The organism is Nocardiopsis flavescens (assembly GCF_900141985.1).
Lineage (GTDB): Bacteria > Actinomycetota > Actinomycetes > Streptosporangiales > Streptosporangiaceae > Nocardiopsis > Nocardiopsis flavescens.
The window spans coordinates 1-22,270 of record NZ_FQZK01000004.1; the positions used below are offsets into that span (position 1 = coordinate 1).

Below are 22,270 nucleotides of genomic sequence, written 5' to 3' on the forward strand. Positions count from 1 at the left end.
CGCAGCTTCTCGGTGACGGACATGTAGCCCGCGTGCGGGCCGCCGAAGCCGAGCGGGACGCCGAAGCGCTGGGTGGAGCCGACGGCGATGTCCGCGCCCAGCGAGCCGGGGTCGCGGAGCAGGGTCAGCGCGAGGATGTCGGCGGCGACCACCGCCAGCGCGCCGCGCTCGTGGGCGGCGGCGATGACCGGGCCCGGGTCGCGGACCGCGCCGCTGGAGGCCGGGTACTGGACCAGCACGCCGAAGGCCTCGCCCTCGGGCAGGCCCCGGGACAGGTCGGCGACGACGACCTCGATGCCCAGCGGTTCGGCGCGGGTGCGCAGCACCTGGAGGGTCTGGGGCAGGACGTCGGAGTCGACGACGAAGACGTCCGCCCTGCTCTTGGAGGCGCGGCGGGACAGGGTCATGGCCTCGGCCGCCGCGGTGGCCTCGTCCAGCAGGGAGGCGCCGGTGACGGGCAGACCGGTGAGGTCGGAGACCATGGTCTGGAAGTTGAGGAGGGCCTCCAGGCGGCCCTGGGAGATCTCCGGCTGGTAGGGCGTGTAGGCCGTGTACCAGGCGGGGTTCTCCATGATGTTGCGCAGGATGACCGGCGGGGTGAGGGTGCCGTGGTAGCCCTGGCCGATCAGGGGCTTGACGACGGTGTTGCGGTCGGCGAGGGCGCGCAGTTCCGCGAGGGCCTCGGCCTCGCCGACGGCCTCGGGCAGGTCCAGCGGGGCGCTGCGGCCGGGGGCGCTGAGGATGGATCCGGGGACGGCGGCGGCCATGAGCTCGGCGGTGGAGCCGTGGCCGACGGTCTTGAGCATCTCCTCGACGGCGCCGGGCGCGGGTCCGACGTGGCGGTCGGCGAACACCCGGGCGGGTGCGCCGGGGGCGTTCACGGGCTGGTCGGACACGGAGACCTCCTGGTGACAGGGCCGATGCGGATCGGCGGTGTTCCTCACGGTCTCCCCCTCTGTCACCGGGCAGGCGGATGCCCAGGCTTCAGAGCGGCCTTCTCCGTGCGGTCCGTGGTGCCTGAGAGGTTACTGGGGAGTATTGCCCCGTCGGCGCCCCTGGGTCAGGGGTCTCTCCCGCGCGGTATCGGCGGCCTGCTGACGCTGTGTTCACTTGTACGGACAGGGCGAATGTCGTTTTTCATCCCTGTTGTGATGACGACCGTACTCGATGAGGCGCCCCGGAGCCGAGTCCCCCCGCGCGTTGCGCGCGCCACCGTCCGCCGCCACCGGCCCGGACAGCGCGAGGGCCCGTGCGGCCGTCCCTCCGCACGGGCCCTCCACCGTCCTCTCTCGGACGGTCCCCGCGGGCCTTCACGGCCCCGCACCCTCTTCTCGGACACTCGCCCGCGGGCGGCCCGGACGGGGCGGGTGGAAAGGGGCGGGGCCCGCGCGGCCGTCCTCCGCACGGACCCCTCCCCCCTCCCTCTCGGACAGGGTTCGAGGAGGGGTTCGCGCGGCCGTCCTCCGCACGAACCCCTCGTCCCTCACTCTTTCATCCCTCTCGGACGATCCGCGGCCGCACCGCCGTCGCGCGCCGGACTACCCGATGCGTCGCTCGCGCCGCCGCGCCAGCTCGTCCACCGCGGCCGCGGGGGGCGCCGGGGGCAGGTCGCCGCGCTCCTCGGCCGGGACCACGCCCAGGGCCTCCTCCAGCTCCCGCCAGACGTTGGCCAGCGCCAGCCCGAACATGCCCTGGCCGCGCTGCATGAGGTCGACGACCTCCTCGGGGGAGGTGCACTCGTAGACGCTGACGCCGTCGCTCATCAGGGTGATGCGGGCCAGCTCGGGGGCGGGCCGGCCGCGCAGGTGGTCGACGGCGGTGCGGATCTGCTGGAGGGATATCCCCGTGTCCAGCAGCCGCTTGGCCACCTTGAGCAGCAGGACGTCGGGGAGGCTGTACAGGGGGGCGCGGTGGGCACCGGTGCGCACGCTCGGCTCCACCAGGCCCGTCCTGGCCCAGTAGTCGAGCTGGCGATAGGTGATCCCGGCGGCCGTACAGGCCGCGGGACCGCGATACCCGACGTCCATAGGCAGCGCCACGTCCTCTTCGCACGGTAGGCCCTGCTGCCCCGCTAGCCGCAGCGCGGACCGCCTGTCATGGGGTTCCCGCTTGCCGCTCGCTACCGCCACGCCGACCTCCGGCTTCTCGTCCCGCGGCGGTCTCGACAGGGGATGTCCACAGAGGGAACGGGTGCGCCGCGGGTTCCACTGCACCGACCGTAGGACGACCGGAGGGCAGCGTCAACGACACCCCTCGGCGCGTCGCCAAGTGCGAGCCCCCGGGTGTCGCGGAGCCGCGGTGCCCGCGCGGTGCGCGCGCACGCCGTTTTTCGGCCCCGACCACGACGATCACTTCCCCGTCCCCAATCTAACACCGTGGACCCGGAACGAAGCCGCAGGTCGCAGCCGTGTTCCGGGTCGGATCCCGAGCGCCCGTCCCCGGTTCACTCCGTACGGCGCCCGAAGTCCTCGGGCGAGATGTTGTCGAGGAATTCCCGGAACGCCTCGACCTGGTCCTCCTGCTCGTCCGGGATGGGCATCCCGGCCTCGTCGATCACGTCCTCGTGCGCGTAGATCGGGGTCCCGGTCCGCAGCGCCAGCGCGATGGAGTCCGAGGGCCGGGCGCTCACCTCGGTGCCGTTGCTGAACACGAGTTCGGCGTAGAAGATGCCGTCGTTCAGCCCGGTGATGTTCACCGTGGTGAGCTGGGTCCCCAGGGCGTCCAGGACGTCCCTGAAAAGGTCGTGGGTGAGCGGGCGCGCCGGGACCACGCCCTGCTGTGCGAGCGCGATCGCGGTCGCCTCCACCCCGCCGATCCAGATCGTGAGGTAGCGATCCCCGTCGGATTCCTTGAGGAGGATTATCGGTTGGTTCGAGGGCATCTCAACCCGGACGCCGACGAACTCCATGTGCTTCACAGCGGCTCCGTCCCACGAGTCGTCATGCCGGATATGGGCGCTCGTCCCTGTATCCCCCGTTGGATCAGGACCCGAGGGCGAAATCGGCACCCTTCGTTACAAAGCTGTCCGGCGGCGGGGGGCCGCAAACCTTCCCGGCCCCGGCCGCCGCCGTCAACTGTGCGCGCGCACGCCCGATACCTCTCCTCAGCGGCGCGGCTTGGTCATCAGCACCATCCGGAACTTGCCGATCTGGATCTCGTCGCCGCCGCCCAGCTCGGCCTCGTCCACCGGCTCCCGGTTGACGTAGGTGCCGTTGAGGCTGCCCACGTCGCGGACGCCGAAACCGTTGCCGCGGCGGAAGAACTCGACGTGACGACGTGAAACGGTGACGTCGTCGAGGAAGATGTCGCTGTTGGGGTGGCGCCCGGCGGTCGTGACGTCGTTCTCCAGCAGGAAACGACTGCCGGCGTTGGGGCCGCGCTTCACCACCAGAAGAGCCGTGCCGGCGGGCAGGGCGTCGACGTTGGTGGGGTCGACACCGCCCGCGTCATCACCGGAGTCCTCCTCCTCCAGGGCCTGTATGCCGGAGATGGAAATGGTGGACGTGACGTCTCCGGCGGACTCCCCGCTCCCGGCGGGCCGTGGACCCGGCTGTCCGTCCCTGCGGACGGGGGTCCCACAGTGGGAGCAGAAACGGGCATCATCCGCAACGGCGTGACCGCACTGCGTGCAGTAAACGCTCGACATAGGTCGGCTCGGCCTCCTACCGCACGGGGCGGTGCTTGATTCGGCTGATCGGTGGCACGTTCCGGCCGCTGCACGGGCGAGGGGCCCGCACGGTGTCCGGAACGCGGCGAGACGGTCCGCTGTCGCGGCAGCGGCGCGCCCCGCAAGGTCGGTCGCTAGGTCTCATCCCCCATGTTGTACTCCTTGTCACCCCCGACGGGGCCCGCCCTCGCGGAAAAGCCCGTGTGGTAGGCGACGCGGCACCCCAGGGAACACTCGACTTTAAACCATATCCCTGTCCGGGAAGGGTTTCGCTCCCCGACGGCCTGCCGTGGACACCCCGCCGCGCGAGCGGTGGGAGAACGGCGGATCCGGTGCCCTGAGCACCGACTCCACCCCCGGACGGCCCCGACGAGAAGAGGCACCTGTTCTGATACCGATGCCCGCGAGGGGGTTTTGGTTCGCTTCCGATCCCCACGGATTCACCTCGCCGCCGCCGTACCGCCACGACCTGTCGTTATGTCCAGTTTAGCCAGGAGGCGCGGCTTGGCCAGCGGCCCTCAGGGCCGCGGCCCGCCCCGTACGCGCGAGGGGGGTGCGGGCCACGTGGCCCGCACCCCGCTCGGACGCCGAGGTCAGCCCTCGGCGCGCTCCACCACGTTCGCCCACTCACCGATCAGGCGGTGCGCGGTGTCCGGGTCGGGACCTTCGGCCCAAAGATGGGTGACGGCCTCAGCGGTATCCGGCAGCACCAGCGCCCAGCTCCCGTCGGGCTCGATGGCCCGCACCCCGTCGGTCGTGTCCAGCTCCCGGTCGCCCGCGGCCTCCACCACGGCCCGCATGACGCTGCCCTTGACCGCCCAGGGGGTGGGCACCGACCGGCGCAGCAGGTGCGCCCGCGGGATGGCCCCCTCGATGCGGCTGAGCGGGCTGCGGGTGCGCGCCACCAGCCCCAGCAGCCGGACGAAGGCCGCGATGCCGTCGCCGGTGGGGCTGAACTCGGGGATGACGAAGACGCCACGGCCGTCCCCGGCCAGGATCACGTCCTCGCCCTGCTGCACGGTCTTGGTGAGCTCGTTGGTGGCCGTGGCCGTCCACAGCACCTCGACCCCGTGGGCCCGCGCCACCTGCTCGGCCACGCGGGTCGTGGTCACCGGCAGCGCCACGCTGCCGCCCTTGCGCTCGGCGCACACCAGGTCCAGGACCGTGAGCAGGGCGCGCTCGCCGTCGACCAGCTCGCCCTTCTCGTCCACGATGGAGAGCCGCTCGGCGACCGGGTCGAAGCGGACCCCGAAGTCGGCCCCCGAGTTGGCGACCAGCTCGCCCAGGCGCTGCAGGTCCCGGTTGCGCTTGGCCGCGGTGTCGGTGGGCGAGTCCTCGTCCAGCCGGTTGTTGACGGTGAGCACGTCCACGCCGATCCGGCCCAGCAGGGAGGGCAGGATGAGCGAGCCGCTACCGCCCGCGCAGTCCACCACGACCTTCAGGTCCGCCTCGGCGACCCCGGAGGTGTCCACCGCCCGCAGCAGGTCGTGGGCGTAGTTCTCCACGTTGCGCGAGGGGAAGGTCAGCTCGCCGATCTCCCCGGGGAAGGCCCGCCGGTACTCGGCCCGGGAGAACACCCGGTCGAGCTTGCGCTGGGCCGCCGGGGACAGGTCGGCGCCGTCGGAGTCCAGGAACAGGATGTCCACCGACTCCGGGTCGCCCGGGGTCGTGCGCACGGTGATGCCGCCGCTGACCCCGCCCTGGGAGGTGTGGAAGCGGGCCGCCGGCAGCGGCACCACCTCCAGGTCGCGCACCTCGATGGCGGCGGCCGTCAGGGCGCTGATGATCGCCCGCTTGAGCGTGCGGGCCGCGCGCGAGACGTCGCGCGAGGTGGTGACGATCGCGCCCTTCTTGAGGGTGGTGGCGTAGGCGTTGGCCAGCCGGACCGCGAGCTCGGGCGTGATCTCCACGTTGATCAGGCCCGAGACGCCGCGGGGGCCGAACAGGGACCGCTGCCCGCGCGACTCCCAGATGACGTTGGTGCTGACGACCGCGCCGGCCTCGATGGTCTTGAACGGGTAGACCTTGACGTCGTTGTGGAGGTAGGCCTCGGACTCGATGACGCAGTCCTCGCCCACGACCGCGCCCTCCTCGATCCGGGCCGCCGCCATGACGTCGGTGTTCTTGCCGATCACCGCGCCGCGCAGGTTGGCCCCGCGGCCGATGAAGACGTTGTCGTGGAGCACGGTGCGGTGCGCGAAGGCCTCCGCGCGCACCACGGCGTTGCTGCCCACCACGGTGTACTCGCGCAGCTCGGCCCCGGCCTCCACCTTGGCGTAGTCGCCGATGTAGAGCGGGCCCTTGAGCACGGCCTCGGCGGAGACCTGGGCGCCCTCGCCGACCCACACGCCCGGGGAGACCTCGAACCCGTCGATCTCCACGTCGACCTTGCCCGAGAGCACGTCGGCCTGGGCGCTGAGATAGCTCTCGTGGGTGCCCACGTCCTCCCAGTAGCCGTCCGCGATGTAGCCGTAGAGGGGCTCCCCCTCCTCCAGGAGCTCGGGGAAGACGTCGCCGGACCAGTCGACGGACACGCCCGCGGCGACCCGCTCCAGGACCTCGGGCTCCATGATGTAGATGCCGGTGTTGACGGTGTCGGAGAAGACCTGGCCCCAGGTGGGCTTCTCCAGGAAGCGCTGGATGCGCCCCTGCTCGTCGACGATGATGATGCCGAACTCCAGCGGGTTGGGGACCCGCTTGAGGGCGATGGTGACCTTGGCCCCCTTCTCCCGGTGGAAGCGCACCATGTCGGTGAGGTCGATGTCGGTGAGCGCGTCGCCGGAGATGACGATGAACGGCTCCCCGCGCAGGTGGTCCTCGGCGTTCTTGACGCTGCCGGCGGTGCCGAGCGGGACCTCCTCGGCGACGTAGTGGAGCTTCATGCCCAGCTCTTCGCCGTCGCCGAAGTAGTTGCGGATCAGGGTGGCCAGGAACTGGACGGTGACCACCGTCTCGGTGAAACCGTGCTTGCGCAGGAGCCGCAGCACGTGCTCCATGATGGGTTTGTTGACCACCGGCAGCAGGGGTTTGGGCTGGTTGGCCGTCATGGGGCGCAGGCGGGTGCCCTCGCCCCCGGCCATGACGACCGCCTTCATCGGCGGCGAGGGCTCCGGTGCGTCCTCTGCTCGGTCGGTCATCGTGCGCACCTCCGCCCGGCGGGGGCGTGGGGCGCCGCTGAGGGTAGGTGTTCGGAGCGCGCGGCCGATCGCGCGGTGGGACATGTTCTCATGGCGGAGACGACACTCCCTTTCGATCCGACAGGACTCGCGGTGAGCCGGTCCGTCGTCGGGTCAGGACCCGGTCCGCCCCTGTTCCCGGCCGGGGAGGCCGGGACCGTCGGCGCCCGCGCCGGGTTCTCCGTCGGCGGTCGCCTGGGCGGCGGGATCGGACCGACCCGGTTCGAGGCCGCGAACGGGGTCGCCGTCCCCGGCGGCCCGGTGGCCGCCGGCGTGATCGGCGCGCTCGTCGCGGCGGGTCTGGGCCATCAGGCGCAGTCCCTGAACGGCGTACAGCAGTCCGGCCCACCAATAGAGAGCCGTTCCCCAGAGCGCGAAGGCCCAACCCATAATCCGCGCCACATCTCCGACGAGGTTGGTGTAACCCGCGATGAACAGCAGCGGGAAGGCGTAGAGGAGGCACAGGGTGGCGGCCTTGCCCGCGAAGTTCACCGGCAGGGGCCCGTAGCCGAAATACCGCAGCAGGGGCAGGGCTCCGAGGATGAGGACGTCGCGCAGGACGAGGATGGCCATGAGCCACCACGGGACGATGTCGCGCACGACCAGCCCCAGCAGGGCGGCGAAGATGTAGAGGCGGTCGGCCAGCGGGTCGAGCACGGTGCCCAGGCGGGAGGTCTGGTTCCAGGCCCGGGCGATCTTGCCGTCGAGCCAGTCGCTGAGGCCGGCGAAGGCGAGCACGACGAGCGCCCACCAGTCGGCCTGCGGCACCAGCACGAGCCACAGGAAGAGCGGGACGCCCAGCAGCCGGAGCATGCTCAGCAGATTGGGAACCGTCCAGATACGGTCACCGACCGCCGGACCGGCCACGTCGCCTCCCGCCTCGCGTCTTCCATCTTCCGCGGATCGCCCCATGCCGCCAACGATAACGGTCCGAAGTGTCGTTTCCCGACACCGCGGGCCCCCTCTCTCCCCGTGGCCCGGCGGGCGGTCGCCCGCCCATCGTACCCCGCGGCATTCCGCACTGTTTGGACGATATGTCGGTTTCATGGCGCGGGGCGCTCCCCCGCCCCGCCTCCCCCAGGCCGAACGAATCACGGCCCGCGCCGGTTCCCCGCCCGGCCGGGCCGCGGCGGGTACGCTGCGCGGACCGACACCGAACACGGGAGGAACCCATGCTCGTCGCCTTCTCCGTCAGCCCCCAGGGCACCGGCGAATCCGTCGCCCCGGCCGTGGCCCGCGCCGTCAAGGTCGTGCGCGACAGCGGGCTGGCGCACCGCACCGACGCCATGTTCACCACCGTCGAGGGCGAGTGGGACGAGGTGATGGCCGTGGTCAAGGCCGCCACCGAGGCCGCGGGCGAGGGCGCCGGGCGCGTGTCCCTGGTCCTCAAGGCCGACATCCGGCCCGGCGTCACCGGCGCGCTGGAGGGCAAGGTCGAGGCCGTGGAGCGCGAGCTGCGCGGCCTCTGAGGCCCGGCCGCCTCAGTCCTGGGCCTCCAGCACCATGTCCGCGGCGCGCAGCCCCGACAGCAGGGCGCCGTGCACCGTGGCCATGTGCTCGATCTCGGTGGCCTCCCCGGCGAAGAACAGCCGGTCGTCGACCGAGGCGCGCAGCGCCACCCGGTCGCCGTCCCCGGAGCCGACCGCGCTGTAGGAGAACGCGCCCCGCGCGAAGGGGTCATCGGTCCAGGCGGTGAGGTGGTGGTCGAGCGGGTCGGGCGCCTTGCGGAACATGGTGCGCAGGGAGGCCATGGCGTGCTCCACCACCTCGCCCTCCGACATCGCGGCCAGGAAGCGCGCCGGCGCGCCGCCGTTGCGGGACACCAGCACCGGCGCGCCCAGCACCCGCTGGCCCGCGTACCAGTGGAACCAGGCCCCCTGCTCGGTGCCCAGGTGCACGAGCACCTCGGCGTCGCCCCAGAACACCTCGTCGAAGCGCAGGAAGAGCTTCTCCAGGCGCCCGCTGCCCAGGCGCTCGATCGCCAGCCTCTTGTCCTCGGGCAGCTCCGGGTGGAAGTCCACCCCGTCCGCCTTGAGCACGCCCAGCGGCAGCGTGACCACGACCCGGTCGGCGGTGAGGGTCTCCTCCCCGCCGGGGGCGTCCACCCGGACCGACACGCCGTCACCCCCGTGCGCGACGCCCAGGACCACGTGCTCCAGGCGCACGTCCAGGCCGCGGGCGAGGTGGTCGGTGACCTGGCCCATGCCGTCGGGGAAGACCACGTCGTCGCCGCTGAACTCGTGCACGGCGCCCACCGCCTCGAAGGAGACCTCCTCGGCGTCCGCGCCGTGGTCGGCCTCGACCATGCGGTACACGATCTCCTTGGCGTCGCGGGCGCGGGCGCGCACCAGGTTGGCGTCGTAGAGGGCCTGGTCGATGCCCTGCTCCATGGAGTCCTGGGGGCCCGCGCCGATGTTGGCCCAGTACATGTGCTCCTGGAGGAGGTTGACGTCCTCCATGTTGCGGCGGTGCCGGTCGAAGAGCAGCCGCCTGCCCTTGGGGTCGTAGGCGGTCTCCGTGGAGCGGTTGAACACGGCGGTGCGCAGGCCCAGGGAGCGGACCAGGTCCGCCAGGGGGTTGTTCTCCTCCCCGCGCATCCAGGAGGCGCCCGCATCGAAGGTGGTGCCGTCCCACTCGCGGACCGAGTGGACGCGCCCCCCGGTGCGGTCGCGCCCCTCCAGGACGGTGACGCGCTCCCCGGCCCCGGCCAGGCGGTCGGCGGCGGCCAGCCCGGCCAGGCCCGCCCCGATGACGATGGTGTGCCCGCGCCCGGGGGCGGCCTCGCGGCCGCGGGGCTCGGGGGCGGGAGCGGGTGCGTCCCCGCCCCCGGCGGGCTCCTCGGTGATCTCCGCGCCGACGTCCTCCTGCATGGCATTCCCCTCCGTCGGTGACCGACAGTGCGACTGTATGTGCCCTTCGTGTCGATCCCGGGGAGGACACCCCGGCGGACACGGCGGGCGGGCGCCGTCCGATCGGAATCCGATCGGCCGCTTTCCGTAACGTTCGGCGCTCTTGTGGTTACACTCCGGATGTCCTCCTCCCGCCTTCCGAGAGGTTCCCCGTGCGCGTCCTCGCCGCCGCCGTCGCTTCGGCGCTCGTCCTCGCCTGTGCCACCGCCGCCTCGGCGCGCACCGGCCCACCGGTCTCGCCCGCCCTGGCGCCGGTGGTCGAGCTGTCGGCGGACCGGCTGGCCACCGCGGAGCTGATCGCGGCGGCCAAGTGGCACAGCGGGGAGCCGGTCGAGGCGCCCGAGCGGGAGGCCCAGGTGCTGGCCCAGGCGGAGCGGTCCGCCCGCCTGCTGGGCGGCGACCCGGCGTTCGCGCTGGCCTTCATGCGCGACCAGATCGAGGCGAACAAGGTGATCCAGCGCGGGCGGCACGCCGACTGGTACGCCCATCCCGAGCGCAGGCCGCGGCGGGCCCCCGACCTGGCGGGCGCCCGCGCCGACCTGGACCGGCTCACGCCCGCCCTGGTGGGGGCGCTGGCCGACGCGGGGCCGGGAGCCCCGGGCTGCGAGGCGGAGCTGGCCGGCGCCGCACACCGCGTCGCGGCCGAGCGCGGCCTGGACGGGTCCGGCCGCACCGCGCTGGCCGTGTCCCTGGCGTCCGTCTGCGCCGGGTGGGCTCAGCCGGCCACGTAGGCCTGGGCACGGGCGGGGACCCGGTCCCACAGGGTCCAGGCCAGCATGCGGTGCAGGCCGTCGAGGTGGACGAGGCCGTCCCGGCGCTCCATCCGCTCGTAGAAGGGGTGGTCGACGGCGCCCTCGCTCAGGAACAGCGGGCCGTGCGGGGCGCCGGCCAGCCAGGAGATCCTGCCCCAGCAGCCCGGGTTGGTGTCGGGGTAGTCCCCGCCCCAGGCCCGCAGGGTGGCCGCGGCCTCGGCGACGGTGGCCCCGGCCGGGGGCACGGGTTCGCGCCCGCCGTTCTCGCCGGTGTGCCAGGGCAGCAGGATCCCGGCGATCTCGCCGCCGTCCAGGGCGACCCGGCGCCACCGGCCGCCGCGCTGGTCCGCGGCCAGCCGCAGGACGCCCTCCACGTACTCGTTGCCGGCCCGGGACTCCTCCCCGGTCACCGGGTGGGCGTCGCGGAAGCGCCGCAGCACCTCGCCGGTGTCCAGGGTCTCCATCGTGCGCACGGGGCGTTCCTCGTCTCATCGCCGGGCCCCCACCCTAGCCCCGCTCCCCCCGGTACCGCGGGGGCCCGCCCCCGCACACCGGAAGTGCCCGTGCCGCGCCGTGGCCCCGCCCCGGGCCCGGGCCCGGGGCCGCGACGGCCGCTGCGGGAGCCGGACGAGCCGTACCGACACGGCGGCGGCCGTCCGGGGCCCGCCCCGGACGGCCGCCTCGGCCTGCCTCACCGGCCTTCCTGGGTCCCGTCGTCGCCCTCGAACTCGATCCGCTCGGTGCGGCGCTCACCCTCGACGTGCTCCTCGTGCATCACCTCGCGCTTGCGCACGTGGATCTCCTCCACGGGCACCTGGTGCTTGGTGACGACCGGGCGCTCCTCGTAGAGGGTGAAGGTCTCCTCCCCCTCCTCCATGGAGCTCGGGTCCGTGACCTGCGAGGGGTCGGTGATCGGGCGGCGCTCGACCTCCAGCTCCTCGTGGCCCACCGGCACGGTCTCGTCGAACCGCTCCGTGTCGACGTGGCGGTGCATCCTCGTCTGCCCGGCCTCGCGGCGCTCGACGCCGACGTCGATCCGCTCCTCCGAGCGGATGATGACCTCGTCGTCGGTGACGGTGCCCGGGGCGGAGTCGTCGGCGTCCGCGGCGAGCCCGTCGGCGTCCGCCCGGCGGCCCCCGGCGAGGGACTCATCGGTGCCCGCGGCGGGCGCGCCGCCCGGACGCGGCGGCACCCCGGTGGGCTCGGCCCACCCCTCCCCTTGGGCGTCGGAGCGCCCGCTCGTCTCCGGGTCGAGCGTGCCCGGTGTGCGGCCCGCCGCCCCCGTGGGCGTGTGCGCCTCGTAGTACTCGCGGACCTCCTGCTCCTCCTGGGGCGAGATGTGGTCCTTGGCCTCGACGTTCGGCGCGTCCTTGACGGTGGTCTTGTCGTAGGGGACCTGGATGTCCTCCTGGACCGGCTGCGCCCCCTGGAGCGGTACCAGGGTCTCCCGCATGCCGAAGAGCCCGGTGTGGACGGAGGCCCAGGTCGCGTCACCGGTGCGGTCGTCCAGGTACACCCGGGCGATCCTGCCGATGTTGTTGCCCTCCTCGTCCAACACGTGGTGCCCCACGAACCTCTCCGCTCGGTGGCCTGCCATGGTCTCCCCCTTCACCGGTCGGCGGGGCGGCCGCCCGCCCTGCACCTGGGCCTGCTGTACCCCTTATGAACAGGAAAATCGTGATTTTCCATGACACCGAAGAAGACATGAACAGGTCTTGCCCGTGGTTGGCCGGGCACCGACCGGGCATTGTCCGGGACCATGCCCGGGGCCGCTCCGCACTCGGTCCGGACGCCGGCGCGGGTCGCGGCGCGGGAGGCGCACCGTCCTCATCCGGGGCGGCGGCCGACCCGCCCCGCCGGGTTCGGGCGGCACGGCACCGCCCGCGCACACGGCGGCGGCGCGGGGCCGGGGGCCCCGCGCCGCCGCGGTGGTCCAGTCCTTCTCAGAAGGGCCTCAGGAGGTCAGACCTTGCGCCACTGCGGCACCCAGGCGCCGTCCTCCACGGTGTAGTCGCCGAACAGCGCCGGGGCCTCCTGCCGGAGGGTTTCGCCGATCCGGTGGAAGAGCAGGCGGATCTCCTCCTCCGCACCGGGAGCGGTGCGGGCCTCCAGGGTGTGGCGCAGGGTGCGCACGTTGGCGGTCCACACCAGCCCGGTGGCCACGCCCTCGGGGGCGAAGCGGCGCATGAAGGAGGTCTTGTGCTTCTTCTCCGCGAACTTCACACCCTCGTCGTCGAGGCCGAAGTGGTCCGCCATCCAGAGCTGGAACTCCTCCATCTTCTGGAGCATGTCCTCGGCGCGCTCCATCAGCTCCGGGTCGTCCTGCGCCCAGTCCGGGAACCAGAACGGCAGGTCCGACAGGCGCACGAACCGCAGCGACTCCTGAGAGACCGCCACGCCCGGCCGGTGACGGATCAGTTCGTGGGTCAGGACGCGCGAGACGTTGTGCAGCACGAACCCGAAGTTCACGTGCTCCAGCACGGAGCCGTGCAGGCTGGACAGGATGTTGCCCAGGTAGGCGTCCTGGTCGGTGCGCACCCGCGTGACGTTGGGGTTCAGGCCCGGCTCCCAGGAGCGGTAGCACAGCCGCCCGGCGAACTCGGCGAGGTTCTGCGGGTCGTTGAGGTGGTCGTCCAGCTCACCGCGGTCGAAGCGCCCCAGCCAGGACTCCCCGCCGACCTCCTTGAGGTAGTCGGTGATCGCCTCGTAGTCCAGTTGCGGACGCGAGATCAGTCGGACCTGCGGCTCGACCCTCTTCACTGCACTGCCTCCCGTGTCGTGGCCCCGGACCCCGGGCATGCGTGAGCGCCGCGGCCTGGGGGTTCGCGGCGACGGGACGTGGAACGGGGTGGGGCCGATCAGCCTTCCACGAGGGTACACGCCCCGGTCCGCCCCGGGCGCGGGCCCCGGGCGGGAGGTGCGGGAGGTCCCGGGGCGAACGCGGACGACCCGGGCCGCCGCGGCCGGCGCCGCCCCCGGCAAAGCCCGCGCGGCCCCGCCGTGCGACCGGGGAAGGATCGCACCGCGGGACCGCGCGGTAGAAGGGGCGGGCGCACCGGGTGGCGCGCCGCTCGTGCGGACGCCCCCGCGCCCGCACGGGCGTCAGATGCCGAAGAAGTAGCCCGGGGTCAGGAAGAGCCCGACCACGATGGCGATGATGCCCCACAGGAGCTGTCCGCGGACCACTCCGAGGACGCCGGCGACGAGAAGGATGATTCCGAGGATCGTAAGCAAAATACCCATGCCCCATCACTGACCCGCAGGAGGCGGATCAAACAGGACGCCGCCCCGCGGAGGGTCAAGTGTTGTCGCAAGACAATATTTTCCGCAGATGGGACGGGGTGCGTATGAGCTGGGTCACATTCACCCCGGACCTCCTCTTTCTCATCCCCTGGCCAGGCGCAGCGCCCGCGCCACGATCTCCTCGCCCACCGAGGCGGTGAGGATCGACTCGGGGTGGAACTGCACCGCGAAGCGCCGGTTCTCCCGGTCCTCCACCGCCATCACGACCGGCTCCTCCCCCGGCGCGTCGAGCACGGCGGTGACCTCGTAACCCTTCACCTGGTCGGGCAGCGCGTAGGTGGAGTGGTACCGGGCCGCCTGGAACACCCCGTCCTCGCCCAGGCCCGCGACCAGCTCCCCGCCCAGCACCCGGACGCGGCCCGGCTTGCCGTGCACGGGCTCGTCCAGGGTGCGCAGCTCCCCGCCCGCGTGCTCCACCATGCCCTGGAGCCCCAGGCACACCCCGAACACCGGCAGGCGGCGGGCGTGGAGCTCGTCGAGCAGGGCCGCCATCCCGAAGTCCCCGGGCAGGCCCGGCCCGGGCGAGAGCACCACCAGGTCCGGGGCCAGCCGGTCCAGCAGCTCCGGCTCGAACCCGTAGCGGACCGTGGTGACCTCCGCGCCGTGGCGGCGCACGTAGTCGGCGAGGGTGTTGACGAACGAGTCCTCGTGGTCGACCAGCAGGACCCGCATGCCCTCGCCCCCGCGCTCGGCGGCCTCTCCCGGGGCGTCCGGCGCCGCGGGGCCCGACGCCTCCTCGCTCAGGGCGAGGGTCTCCATCAGGGCGCGCGCCTTGAGGAAGGTCTCGCGCTCCTCCGCCTCGGGGTCGGAGTCGTAGAGCAGGGTCGCCCCGACCCGCACGGCCGCGACGCCGTCGCGGATGTGCGCGGTGCGCAGGGTGAGGCCGGTGTTCATCGCACCGTTGAAGTTGACCACCCCGACGGCGCCGCCGTACCAGCGGCGGGGGCTGGACTCGTTCTGCTCGATGAACCGCATCGCCCAGGTCTTGGGGGCGCCGGTCACCGTCACCGCCCACATGTGGGTGAGGAAGGCGTCCAGGGCGTCGAACTCCGGGCGCAGCGTGCCCTCGATGTGGTCGACGGTGTGGATGAGGCGCGAGTACATCTCGATCTGGCGCCGGCCGATCACCCGGACACTGCCCGGCTCGCACACCCGCGACTTGTCGTTGCGGTCGACGTCGGTGCACATGGTGAGCTCGGACTTCTCCTTGACGGAGGAGAGCAGCTCCTGGATGTTCTCGGCGTCGCCCAGGGCGTCCTCGCCGCGGCGGATGGTGCCGGAGATGGGGCAGGTCTCCACCCGCTGGCCCGTCCCGGGCTCGCCGCTGACCCGCACGAACATCTCCGGCGAGGCGCCGACGAGGTACTCCCCCTCGCCCAGGTTGAAGAAGAACTCGTAGGGGGCGGGGTTGCGCTCGCGCAGCTGCTCGTAGAAGCGGGCGGGCGAGGAGCAGCGGGCGTAGGTGCGGTGCCCCGGGACGACCTCGAAGAGGTCGCCGCGGCGGAACTTCTCCTTGGCGCGGGCCACCACGGCGGCGTAGGAGCCGGGCTCGGGCCCCTCGGGCACGTCGGCGGCGACCACCGCTGGGGTGGGGCCGGTCTCGCGGGGCAGGCCCTCGGTGCCGGCGCCGGGGCGGCCCCCCTCGGCAGGGACGGTGAAGTCGTAGGTGTAGCGCACGCACGTCTCGCGCTTGCGGTCGCGCACGATAACCGCGTCGGGCAGGTGCAGCACGAGGTCGCGGTCGGCGGGGTCGCGGTCGATGTGCCGCTCGACCGGCTCGAACTGGAAGGCGAGGTCGTAGCCGAAGGCGCCGTACAGGCCCAGGTTGGGGTCGTCGGGGGCGCTCAGCAGGTCGACGACGGCGCGCAGCGCGGTGAAGACGCTGGGGCGGCGGCTGCGCTCCTCCTCGGTGAAGAACACGGCCGGGTCGGGCTCGGGGACGGTGACCGCGGCGTGGCCGGGCCCGTGGTCGAAGTCCACCCCGGCGGGCTCCAGGACCCCGGCCACCAGCGGGAGCAGCACGCGGCCGCGCGCGTTGAGGGCGGTGGCGGTGACCCGGCGCCCGCGGGCGGCCAGCTCCAGGCACGGGTCCACGTACCCCAGGTGCCAGCGGTCGTAGCGGCCCGGGTACTCCATCCCGGAGGACAGCACGCCGCCTCGGCGGGTCTCGACGTCGCGGACGAGGTCGGTGAGGACCTCCGGGTCGCAGGGGGTGGCCTGGCGGTGGACGGTCACTCCGCCGCGGGTGCGGTACGTGGTGGTCTGTGCGTCGCTGGGTGTCACGGCCGGTCCTTCGGGCGCTGGTCGGTCGGGGTGGGCTGCACCGGCCGGGGCCGCGAAAGGAGAACGACCGCCGGTCCGGGGCGGTCGCTGCGAGAGATACGCGAAACGTGGACGCCGCCTAGGAGCGGCGCCACCACTGGGCCTGAACGGAGGTGTTTCGCATGGGCCGAGTGTAGCGGGCGCGCGGACCCGTGAGGAGCCTCCGGGGGAAATCCGCGGGAGGCGTGTCGCGTCCGGGAACGGGCGGCGGCCCGCGGGCACGGCGTGCTACGGTGAAGGACTCTGCACGCGAGAAACAAGATCAGTCTTGATATCAACGCCAATTTTACCAGAAGGATCCTCGTGAGTCAATCCGCTCCCGAAGCACGGTCGTCCGAACAGGAGGCCCTGGCGGCCGAGCAGGCCAGGGTCACCGCGATGTACGGGCGGTTGGACGAACTGCGCACCCGCACCGAGACACGGCTCTCCGACGCCCGGCTCCAGGACCGCACCGGGTACGCCGCCCTGGTGGAGCGCGAGACCCGCGCCTTCGAGCACGCCCGCGAACGCGCCCGGCTGGGCGCCGTCGAGGAGGGCCTGTGCTTCGGCCGGATCGACCTGTCCCACGACGACGGCCCCGAGGCCCGCTACATCGGGCGCATCGGCCTGCGCGACAGCGAGTACGAGACCATCCTCGTGGACTGGCGGGCCCCGGCCGCCCGCCCCTTCTACGCCGCCACCCCCGGCGACCCGAACGGGGTGACCCGCCGCCGCCACCTGCGGGTGCGCCGGCGCCGCGTGACCGGCCTGGACGACGAGGTGTTCGACGCCGACCGGCTCAGCGACACCGACCGCCGCCAGCTCGTCGGCGAGGCCGCCCTGCTCACGGCCCTGCGCGGCGCGCGCACCGGGCGCATGGGCGACATCGTCGCCACCATCCAGACCGAGCAGGACCGGGTGATCCGGGCACGGCTCGACGGCGTGCTCGTGGTCCAGGGCGGGCCCGGCACCGGGAAGACCGTCGCGGCCCTGCACCGCGCCGCCTACCTGCTCTACACCCACCGCGACGTCCTGGAGCGGCGCGGCGTCCTGGTCGTGGGGCCCAACCCCGCGTTCCTGCGCTACATCGGCGACGTCCTGCCCTCCCTGGGCGAGGCCGAGGCGGTCATGCGCACCGTCGGCGGCCTCTTCCCCGGGGTGTCCGCGGTCCGGCACGACCCCTACGAGGTCGCCGCCCTCAAGGGCGAGACACGTATCGCCGACCTGCTCCGCGCCGCCGTACGGGACCGCCAGCGCACCCCGCGCGAGGCGTTCGGCACCGGCGACCTGCTGGTGGAGACCGACGCCGGGGTGCTCACCGTGCCCGGGCAGGTGTGCGAGCACGTCGTGCGCACGGCGCGCGGCCTGCGCCTGGCGCACAACGTCGCCCGCAAGTACACCGTCAACGCGCTCCTGGAGGAGCTGGCCCGCGCCGAGTCCGCGCTGCTGGGCCGCCCGCTTGCGGAGGAGGACGTGCCGTTCGTCGGCGAGCGCCTGTGGGCCGAGGACCCGGTGCGTGAGGCGCTGGACGCGCTGTGGCCGCACCTGACCCCGGAGCGGCTGCTGCGGGAGCTGTTCGCCGATCCGGAGGCGCTGGCCCGGGCGGGCCGGCGGGCCGGCCGCTCCCCCGGCGATACCGCCCCGCTGCACCGGGACGGCGGCGGGCCGCGGGACTGGACGGTCCAGGACGTGCCCCTGCTCGACGAGGCCGCCGAGCTGCTGGGCCGGGACGACTCCGCGTCCCGGGCGGCGGCGCGGCGCGCCGCCGCCGAGCGGGCCGACGAGGAGCGCTACGCCCAGGGCGTCCTGGAGTACACCGGCCTGTTCGAGGACGGGATGATGAGCGCCGCCGGGCTGGCCGCCCGCCACCGCGACGACGGTCCCGGCGCCACCACGGCCGAACGGGCCGGGGCGGACCGCGAGTGGACCTACGGGCACGTCATCGTCGACGAGGCCCAGGAGCTGTCCCCGATGGCGTGGCGCACGGTGATGCGGCGGGTGCCCACCCGCTCCCTCACCGTCGTGGGCGACCTCGCGCAGACCGGCAGCGCCGCGGGCGCTTCCTCCTGGACCGGTGCCCTGGAGCCGTACGCCCCCGGCAAGGTGCACGTGGAGCGGCTGCGGGTGAACTACCGCACGCCGGCGCCGATCATGGCGGTGGCCGCCGACGTGCTGCGCGTCGCCGCCCCGGAGGAGGAGCCGCCGGAGTCGGTGCGCGAGGACGGCGCCCCGCCGCGCGCCGTCGCGCTACCGGGGGGCCTGGCGGACCTGCCCGCCCTGGTGGAGGCCGAGCGCGCGCGGGCCGGCGGGGGCAAGGTCGCGGTGATCGCCTCCGAGGGCCGCATCGGCGCGGTGCGGGCCGTGCTGCCGGACGCGGCCGGGGCCGGGGACCTCGGGCAGGGCGTGGTGGCGCTGACCGCCACCGAGGCCAAGGGGCTGGAGTTCGACTCCGTGGTGGTCGTGGACCCGGACGCGCTGCTGGCCGCGCCGCGCGGGGCCAACGACCTGTACGTCGCGCTGACCCGCGCCACCCGCGGTCTCACCGTGGCGCACGCCGCCCCGCTCCCGGCGGTGCTGTCCCGCCTGGAGGAGTGAGCCGGGGCCGGCCCGCCCCCGGGCCGCCCGGAGCGGCGCGCGGACGCGGCCGGCGGGGCCGCGGGGCGCGGGCCGGTGGGGCCCGCCGAAGACCGGGGAGCGGCGCGGTGTTGCCCCGGTCACTTCTGTACGTACAATCTGTACGTACAGACTGCGCCGCGTTGGTCCAGCGTGCGCGCGCCGACACCGAACGGACACCCATGAGTAACGAACAGGGGACGCTCGTCCCCCTCTACCGCTCCATGAACCGCATCCCGGGCGGGGCCATGCTGATCCCCCTCGTCCTGGGGTCCGTGCTGGGCACGTTCGCGCCCGCGGCCCTGGATATCGGGAGCTTCACCACGGCCCTGTTCAAGGACAGCGCCCTGCCCCTCATCGCCCTGCTGATCTTCGCGACCGGCACCCAGGTGACGCTGCGCACCGGCGGCCCCGTCCTGGCCATCACCGGCGTGGTGCTGCTGGGCAAGAGCGTCATCCCCGGCCTGCTCATCATCGGCCTGGCCGCGTTCACCGGCCCCGAGGGCATCCTGGGCGTGTCGATCCTGGCGCTGCTGGCCGCCGCCACCAACGCCAACGGCGGCCTGTGGCTGGCCGTCACCGGCCAGTACGGGCGCGCCCGCGACCGCGGCGCCTACATCGCCGCCGCGATCAACGACGGCCCCTTCTTCGCCCTGCTCTTCATCGGGGCCTCGGGGCTGGGACAGATCCCCGTGCTCACCCTGGTCGCGGCCGTCGTGCCGTTCCTCCTGGGAGTCCTGGTCGGCAACCTCGACGCCCAGTGGCGCGAGGTGCTCAAGCCGGTGCCCTCCATCGTCATCCCGTTCTTCGCCTTCGCCCTGGGCACCGGGATCAACCTCGCCGACGTCGCCCGGGGCGGCCTGAGCGGGATCCTGCTCGGCGTGTTCGTCACCGTGTTCACCGGCGGGCTCGTCTACCTCGGCTACCGCCTGCTGCTGCGCCGCGGCAAGGAGTCGGGCATCGGGTTCGCCGCGGGCACCGCCTCCGGCAACGCCGTGGCGACCCCCGCCGTGGTCGCCGCCGCCGACCCGTCCTTCGCCTCCTACGTCGGGACCGCCACCACGCAGATCGCGGCGGCCGTGCTCGTGACCGCGCTCCTGACGCCGCTGGTCACCACCTGGGTCCTCAAGCGGGCGGGGGCCTCCCCCGCCGAGGACGAGCGGGCCGAGGAGGCCGCCGCCGCACAGGCCGACGCGCCCGCCGCGGAGCGGGGGAACACGAGAGGAGACGCGGAGTGAGCAGCACCGACACCGCCGGACACCGGCCCGCCGTCGCCGTCCTGGCCGACGACCTGACCGGGGCGGGCGACACCGCCGTGCAGTTCCTGCGCGCGGGGTGGAGCACCGAACTCCAACTGGAGGAGGCCGACTCCGCCGCGCAGGTCGTCGCCGTCACCACCGACACCCGCCCCCTGCCCGCCGCCGAGGCGGCCCGGGCGGTCGGCGCGGCGACCCGCCGCCTGCGCGCGGCGGGGGTGGGCCACCTGTACAAGAAGGTCGACTCCACCCTGCGCGGCCCCATCCGGGCCGAGATCGACGCCGTGCTGGCGGAGTGGGCGCCCGGCGCCGTCGCCGTCGTCTGCCCCGCCTTCCCCGCCGCCGGGCGCACCGTGCGCGACGGCGTGCTGTACGTCGAGGGCGTGCCGGTCCACGAGACCGCCGTGGGCCGCGACCCCGTGACCCCGGTGACCGAGAGCCGGATCCCCGTCCTGCTGGACGCCGCGCACGTCCGGCTCGACGGCGCCGACCCCGCCCGCGATGCCGAGGCGCTGAGCGCCGCCGGGCCGGTCGTGGTCGCCGACGCCGCCACCGACGCCGACCTGGAACGCCTGGCCGCGGCGGTCGCCGCCCTGGGCGACCGGGCGGTGCCCGTCGGCTCCGCCGGGCTGGCCGTCGCCCTGGCGCGCGCCTGGGCGGCCACCGCCGCCGCGGCGCCCGCCCTGGTCGTGGTCACCTCCCTGCACCGGTCCGCGCGCGGACAGGTGGAGACCCTGCTGGCCGACCCGGACACCGCCGTCGAGCAGCCCTCGGCCGCCGACCTCGCCGACGACGGCGCGTGGCGGGCGTGGTCGGAGGCGTTCCTGGACCGGTTCGACCCGGCCGTCCCGCACACCGCCCTGATCGCGCCCGACGACCGCGGCGCCGGCCTGGACCCCGCCACCGTGGCGTCCATGTTCGCCGCGACCTCCGCCGAGGCGGCGGCCCGGCACACGCTGTCGGGTTTCGTCGTCACCGGCGGCGACGGGGCCCGCGCGCTGACCCGGCTGCTGGGCGCCCGCGCCGTCGCGCTCACCGGCGAGGTCGCCCCCGGCATCCCGCTCGGCACCCTGTCGGGCGGCCCGTGGGAGGGCCTGGCCATCGTCACCAAGGCGGGCGGCTTCGGCACGCCCACCGCGCTCCTGGACGCCGCCGAGGCCGTCCGCACCATGAAAGGCAGGACCGTATGACCCGCCCCACCCTCGCGGTGACCCTGGGAGACGTCGCGGGCATCGGCCCCGAGATCACCGCCAAGGCGCTGCTGCACCACCCCGGGGTGCGCGAGGCCGCGCGGCCCGTGGTCGTCGGTGACGCCGACGCCCTGCGCAACGCCGTCCGGGCGGTCGGCGCCGATCCGGCCGCCGTCAACGTGGTCGCCACGCCCGCGGACGCCGCCGACGACCCCGCGGTCATCGACATCGTCCAGACCGGCCCCTCCCTGGGCCACGTCCCGCCCGGCGAGCTGAGCGCCGAGGCCGGGGACGGCGCGGCCCGGTTCGTGATCGAGGCCGTGGACCTGGCCAGGCGCGGCCTGGTCCAGGGCATCGTCACCCCGCCGCTGAACAAGGCCGCCATGCACCTGGGCGGCCACCGGTGGCCCGGGCACACCGAGCTGCTGGCCCACGAGTTCGGGGTGCGCGACTACAGCCTGGTGCTGTCGGCGGAGGGCCTGTCCTTCTTCCACCTGACCACGCACGTGTCGCTGCGCCGGGCCATCGAGGACATCACCCCCGAGCGGACCCTCCAGGTCCTGCGGCTGATGCGCGCCTTCGCCCGCGCCCAGGGCGACGAGGACGAGCCGATCGGCGTGGCTGGCCTCAACCCGCACGCCGGGGAGAACCGCCTGTTCGGCGACGAGGACGCCGACATCCTCGCGCCCGCGGTGGAACGGGCCCGCGCCGAGGGGATCAACGCCCACGGGCCGCTGCCGGCCGACGCGCTCATCCCCGCCGCGGTGCGGGGCAAGTGGAAGCTGGTCGCGGTCTGCTACCACGACCAGGGGCACGCGCCCTTCAAGGCGGTCTACGGCGACGACGGGGTCAACATCACCGCGGGCCTGCCGGTGGTGCGCGTCTCGGTGGACCACGGCACCGCCTTCGACATCGCGGGCCGGGGCATCGCCCGCGAGGCCAGCCTGGTCCTGGCGCTGCGCCGGGCCGCCGAGCTGGCCCCGGGCTGGGGGCACGTGTGGGCGGCCACCGGGGGGACGGCGTCCTGACCCGCCCGGCCGTCGCCGGGTCCCCGCGGGCGGACCCGCGGGGACCGGGCGGCGGCCCGTCGGCGTTCGCCGGCC

At 73.9% G+C, this 22,270-nt stretch carries 17 protein-coding genes, 1 pseudogene and 1 riboswitch; of the genes and pseudogenes, 6 read left to right on the forward strand and 12 right to left on the reverse strand.

From position 1 onward, the window contains the following. The 6 genes and pseudogenes from BUE45_RS08995 to BUE45_RS09020 form a co-directional block, all read right to left on the reverse strand. Positions 1–896, reverse strand: a pseudogene (locus tag BUE45_RS08995) (glycine dehydrogenase (aminomethyl-transferring)); the annotation flags it as partial. A gap of 98 nt (positions 897–994) precedes the next feature. After that, positions 995–1,086, reverse strand: a riboswitch (glycine riboswitch). A 452-nt stretch (positions 1,087–1,538) separates the two neighbouring features. Further along, complete coding sequence (locus tag BUE45_RS09000) at positions 1,539–2,027, reverse strand: MerR family transcriptional regulator (protein WP_073377536.1); 489 nt, start codon at positions 2,025–2,027, stop codon at positions 1,539–1,541. A 416-nt stretch (positions 2,028–2,443) separates the two neighbouring features. Continuing rightward, on the reverse strand, positions 2,444–2,917 hold the full coding sequence (locus BUE45_RS09005) for a bifunctional nuclease family protein (protein WP_073377538.1): 474 nt from the start codon (positions 2,915–2,917) through the stop codon (positions 2,444–2,446). Positions 2,918–3,103: 186 nt separating this feature from the next. Then, a complete protein-coding gene (locus BUE45_RS09010; protein WP_073377540.1) occupies positions 3,104–3,646 on the reverse strand; it encodes an FHA domain-containing protein in 543 nt (180 codons plus the stop codon). 614 nt (positions 3,647–4,260) lie between these two features. Further along, positions 4,261–6,762 carry a mannose-1-phosphate guanyltransferase gene (locus tag BUE45_RS09015; protein WP_073377544.1) on the reverse strand — a complete coding sequence of 834 codons (2,502 nt, stop codon included), beginning with the start codon at positions 6,760–6,762 and terminating at the stop codon, positions 4,261–4,263. Between the two features lie 195 nt (positions 6,763–6,957). Then, positions 6,958–7,710, reverse strand: coding sequence for a cardiolipin synthase ClsA (locus BUE45_RS09020; protein WP_073377548.1), 753 nt, complete (start codon positions 7,708–7,710; stop codon positions 6,958–6,960). A gap of 305 nt (positions 7,711–8,015) precedes the next feature. On the opposite strand from BUE45_RS09020, the gene BUE45_RS09025 reads away from it, so the two are divergent. Beyond that, on the forward strand, positions 8,016–8,312 hold the full coding sequence (locus tag BUE45_RS09025) for an MTH1187 family thiamine-binding protein (protein ID WP_073377551.1): 297 nt from the start codon (positions 8,016–8,018) through the stop codon (positions 8,310–8,312). 12 nt (positions 8,313–8,324) lie between these two features. Here the strand turns inward: BUE45_RS09025 and BUE45_RS09030 are convergent, their stop codons facing one another. Then, positions 8,325–9,713 (reverse strand): flavin monoamine oxidase family protein, encoded by a 1,389-nt coding sequence (locus BUE45_RS09030; protein WP_073377554.1) that lies wholly within the window; start codon positions 9,711–9,713, stop codon positions 8,325–8,327. Positions 9,714–9,904: 191 nt separating this feature from the next. Between BUE45_RS09030 and aroQ the strand changes: the two genes are divergently transcribed. Beyond that, a complete protein-coding gene (gene aroQ, locus BUE45_RS09035; RefSeq protein WP_073377558.1) occupies positions 9,905–10,483 on the forward strand; it encodes a gamma subclass chorismate mutase AroQ in 579 nt (192 codons plus the stop codon). Here the strand turns inward: aroQ and BUE45_RS09040 are convergent. The 5 genes from BUE45_RS09040 to BUE45_RS09055 all read right to left on the reverse strand — a co-directional run bounded on the left by BUE45_RS09040 (position 10,468) and on the right by BUE45_RS09055 (position 16,090). Beyond that, on the reverse strand, positions 10,468–10,968 hold the full coding sequence (locus BUE45_RS09040; RefSeq protein ID WP_245832964.1) for a DUF6309 family protein: 501 nt from the start codon (positions 10,966–10,968) through the stop codon (positions 10,468–10,470). The genes aroQ and BUE45_RS09040 overlap by 16 nt on opposite strands. Positions 10,969–11,195: 227 nt before the next feature. Beyond that, positions 11,196–12,101: a DUF2382 domain-containing protein gene (locus BUE45_RS09045; RefSeq protein WP_073378254.1), complete on the reverse strand. Its 906-nt coding sequence runs from the start codon at positions 12,099–12,101 to the stop codon at positions 11,196–11,198. Positions 12,102–12,466: 365 nt separating this feature from the next. Continuing rightward, positions 12,467–13,264: an FAD-dependent thymidylate synthase gene (thyX, locus tag BUE45_RS09050; RefSeq protein WP_073377565.1), complete on the reverse strand. Its 798-nt coding sequence runs from the start codon at positions 13,262–13,264 to the stop codon at positions 12,467–12,469. 342 nt (positions 13,265–13,606) lie between these two features. After that, positions 13,607–13,747: a GPGG-motif small membrane protein gene (locus BUE45_RS32455; RefSeq protein WP_178378493.1), complete on the reverse strand. Its 141-nt coding sequence runs from the start codon at positions 13,745–13,747 to the stop codon at positions 13,607–13,609. Positions 13,748–13,888: 141 nt separating this feature from the next. Beyond that, positions 13,889–16,090, reverse strand: a complete 2,202-nt coding sequence (locus BUE45_RS09055) for an anthranilate synthase component I (RefSeq protein WP_073377568.1) — start codon at positions 16,088–16,090, stop codon at positions 13,889–13,891. 342 nt (positions 16,091–16,432) lie between these two features. On the opposite strand from BUE45_RS09055, the gene BUE45_RS09060 reads away from it, so the two are divergent. The 4 genes from BUE45_RS09060 to pdxA all read left to right on the forward strand — a co-directional run bounded on the left by BUE45_RS09060 (position 16,433) and on the right by pdxA (position 22,195). Beyond that, a complete protein-coding gene (locus BUE45_RS09060; RefSeq protein WP_245832922.1) occupies positions 16,433–18,703 on the forward strand; it encodes a HelD family protein in 2,271 nt (756 codons plus the stop codon). A gap of 200 nt (positions 18,704–18,903) precedes the next feature. Then, the gene (locus BUE45_RS09065; RefSeq protein ID WP_073377576.1) at positions 18,904–19,959 is read left to right on the forward strand and encodes a 2-keto-3-deoxygluconate permease; all 1,056 of its coding nucleotides are present in this window, start codon (positions 18,904–18,906) and stop codon (positions 19,957–19,959) included. Beyond that, the gene (locus BUE45_RS09070) at positions 19,956–21,167 is read left to right on the forward strand and encodes a four-carbon acid sugar kinase family protein (protein WP_073377579.1); all 1,212 of its coding nucleotides are present in this window, start codon (positions 19,956–19,958) and stop codon (positions 21,165–21,167) included. Before BUE45_RS09065 ends, BUE45_RS09070 begins: the two co-directional genes overlap by 4 nt. Continuing rightward, positions 21,164–22,195: a 4-hydroxythreonine-4-phosphate dehydrogenase PdxA gene (pdxA, locus tag BUE45_RS09075; RefSeq protein ID WP_073377582.1), complete on the forward strand. Its 1,032-nt coding sequence runs from the start codon at positions 21,164–21,166 to the stop codon at positions 22,193–22,195. Before BUE45_RS09070 ends, pdxA begins: the two co-directional genes overlap by 4 nt. Positions 22,196–22,270 lie beyond the last annotated feature (75 nt).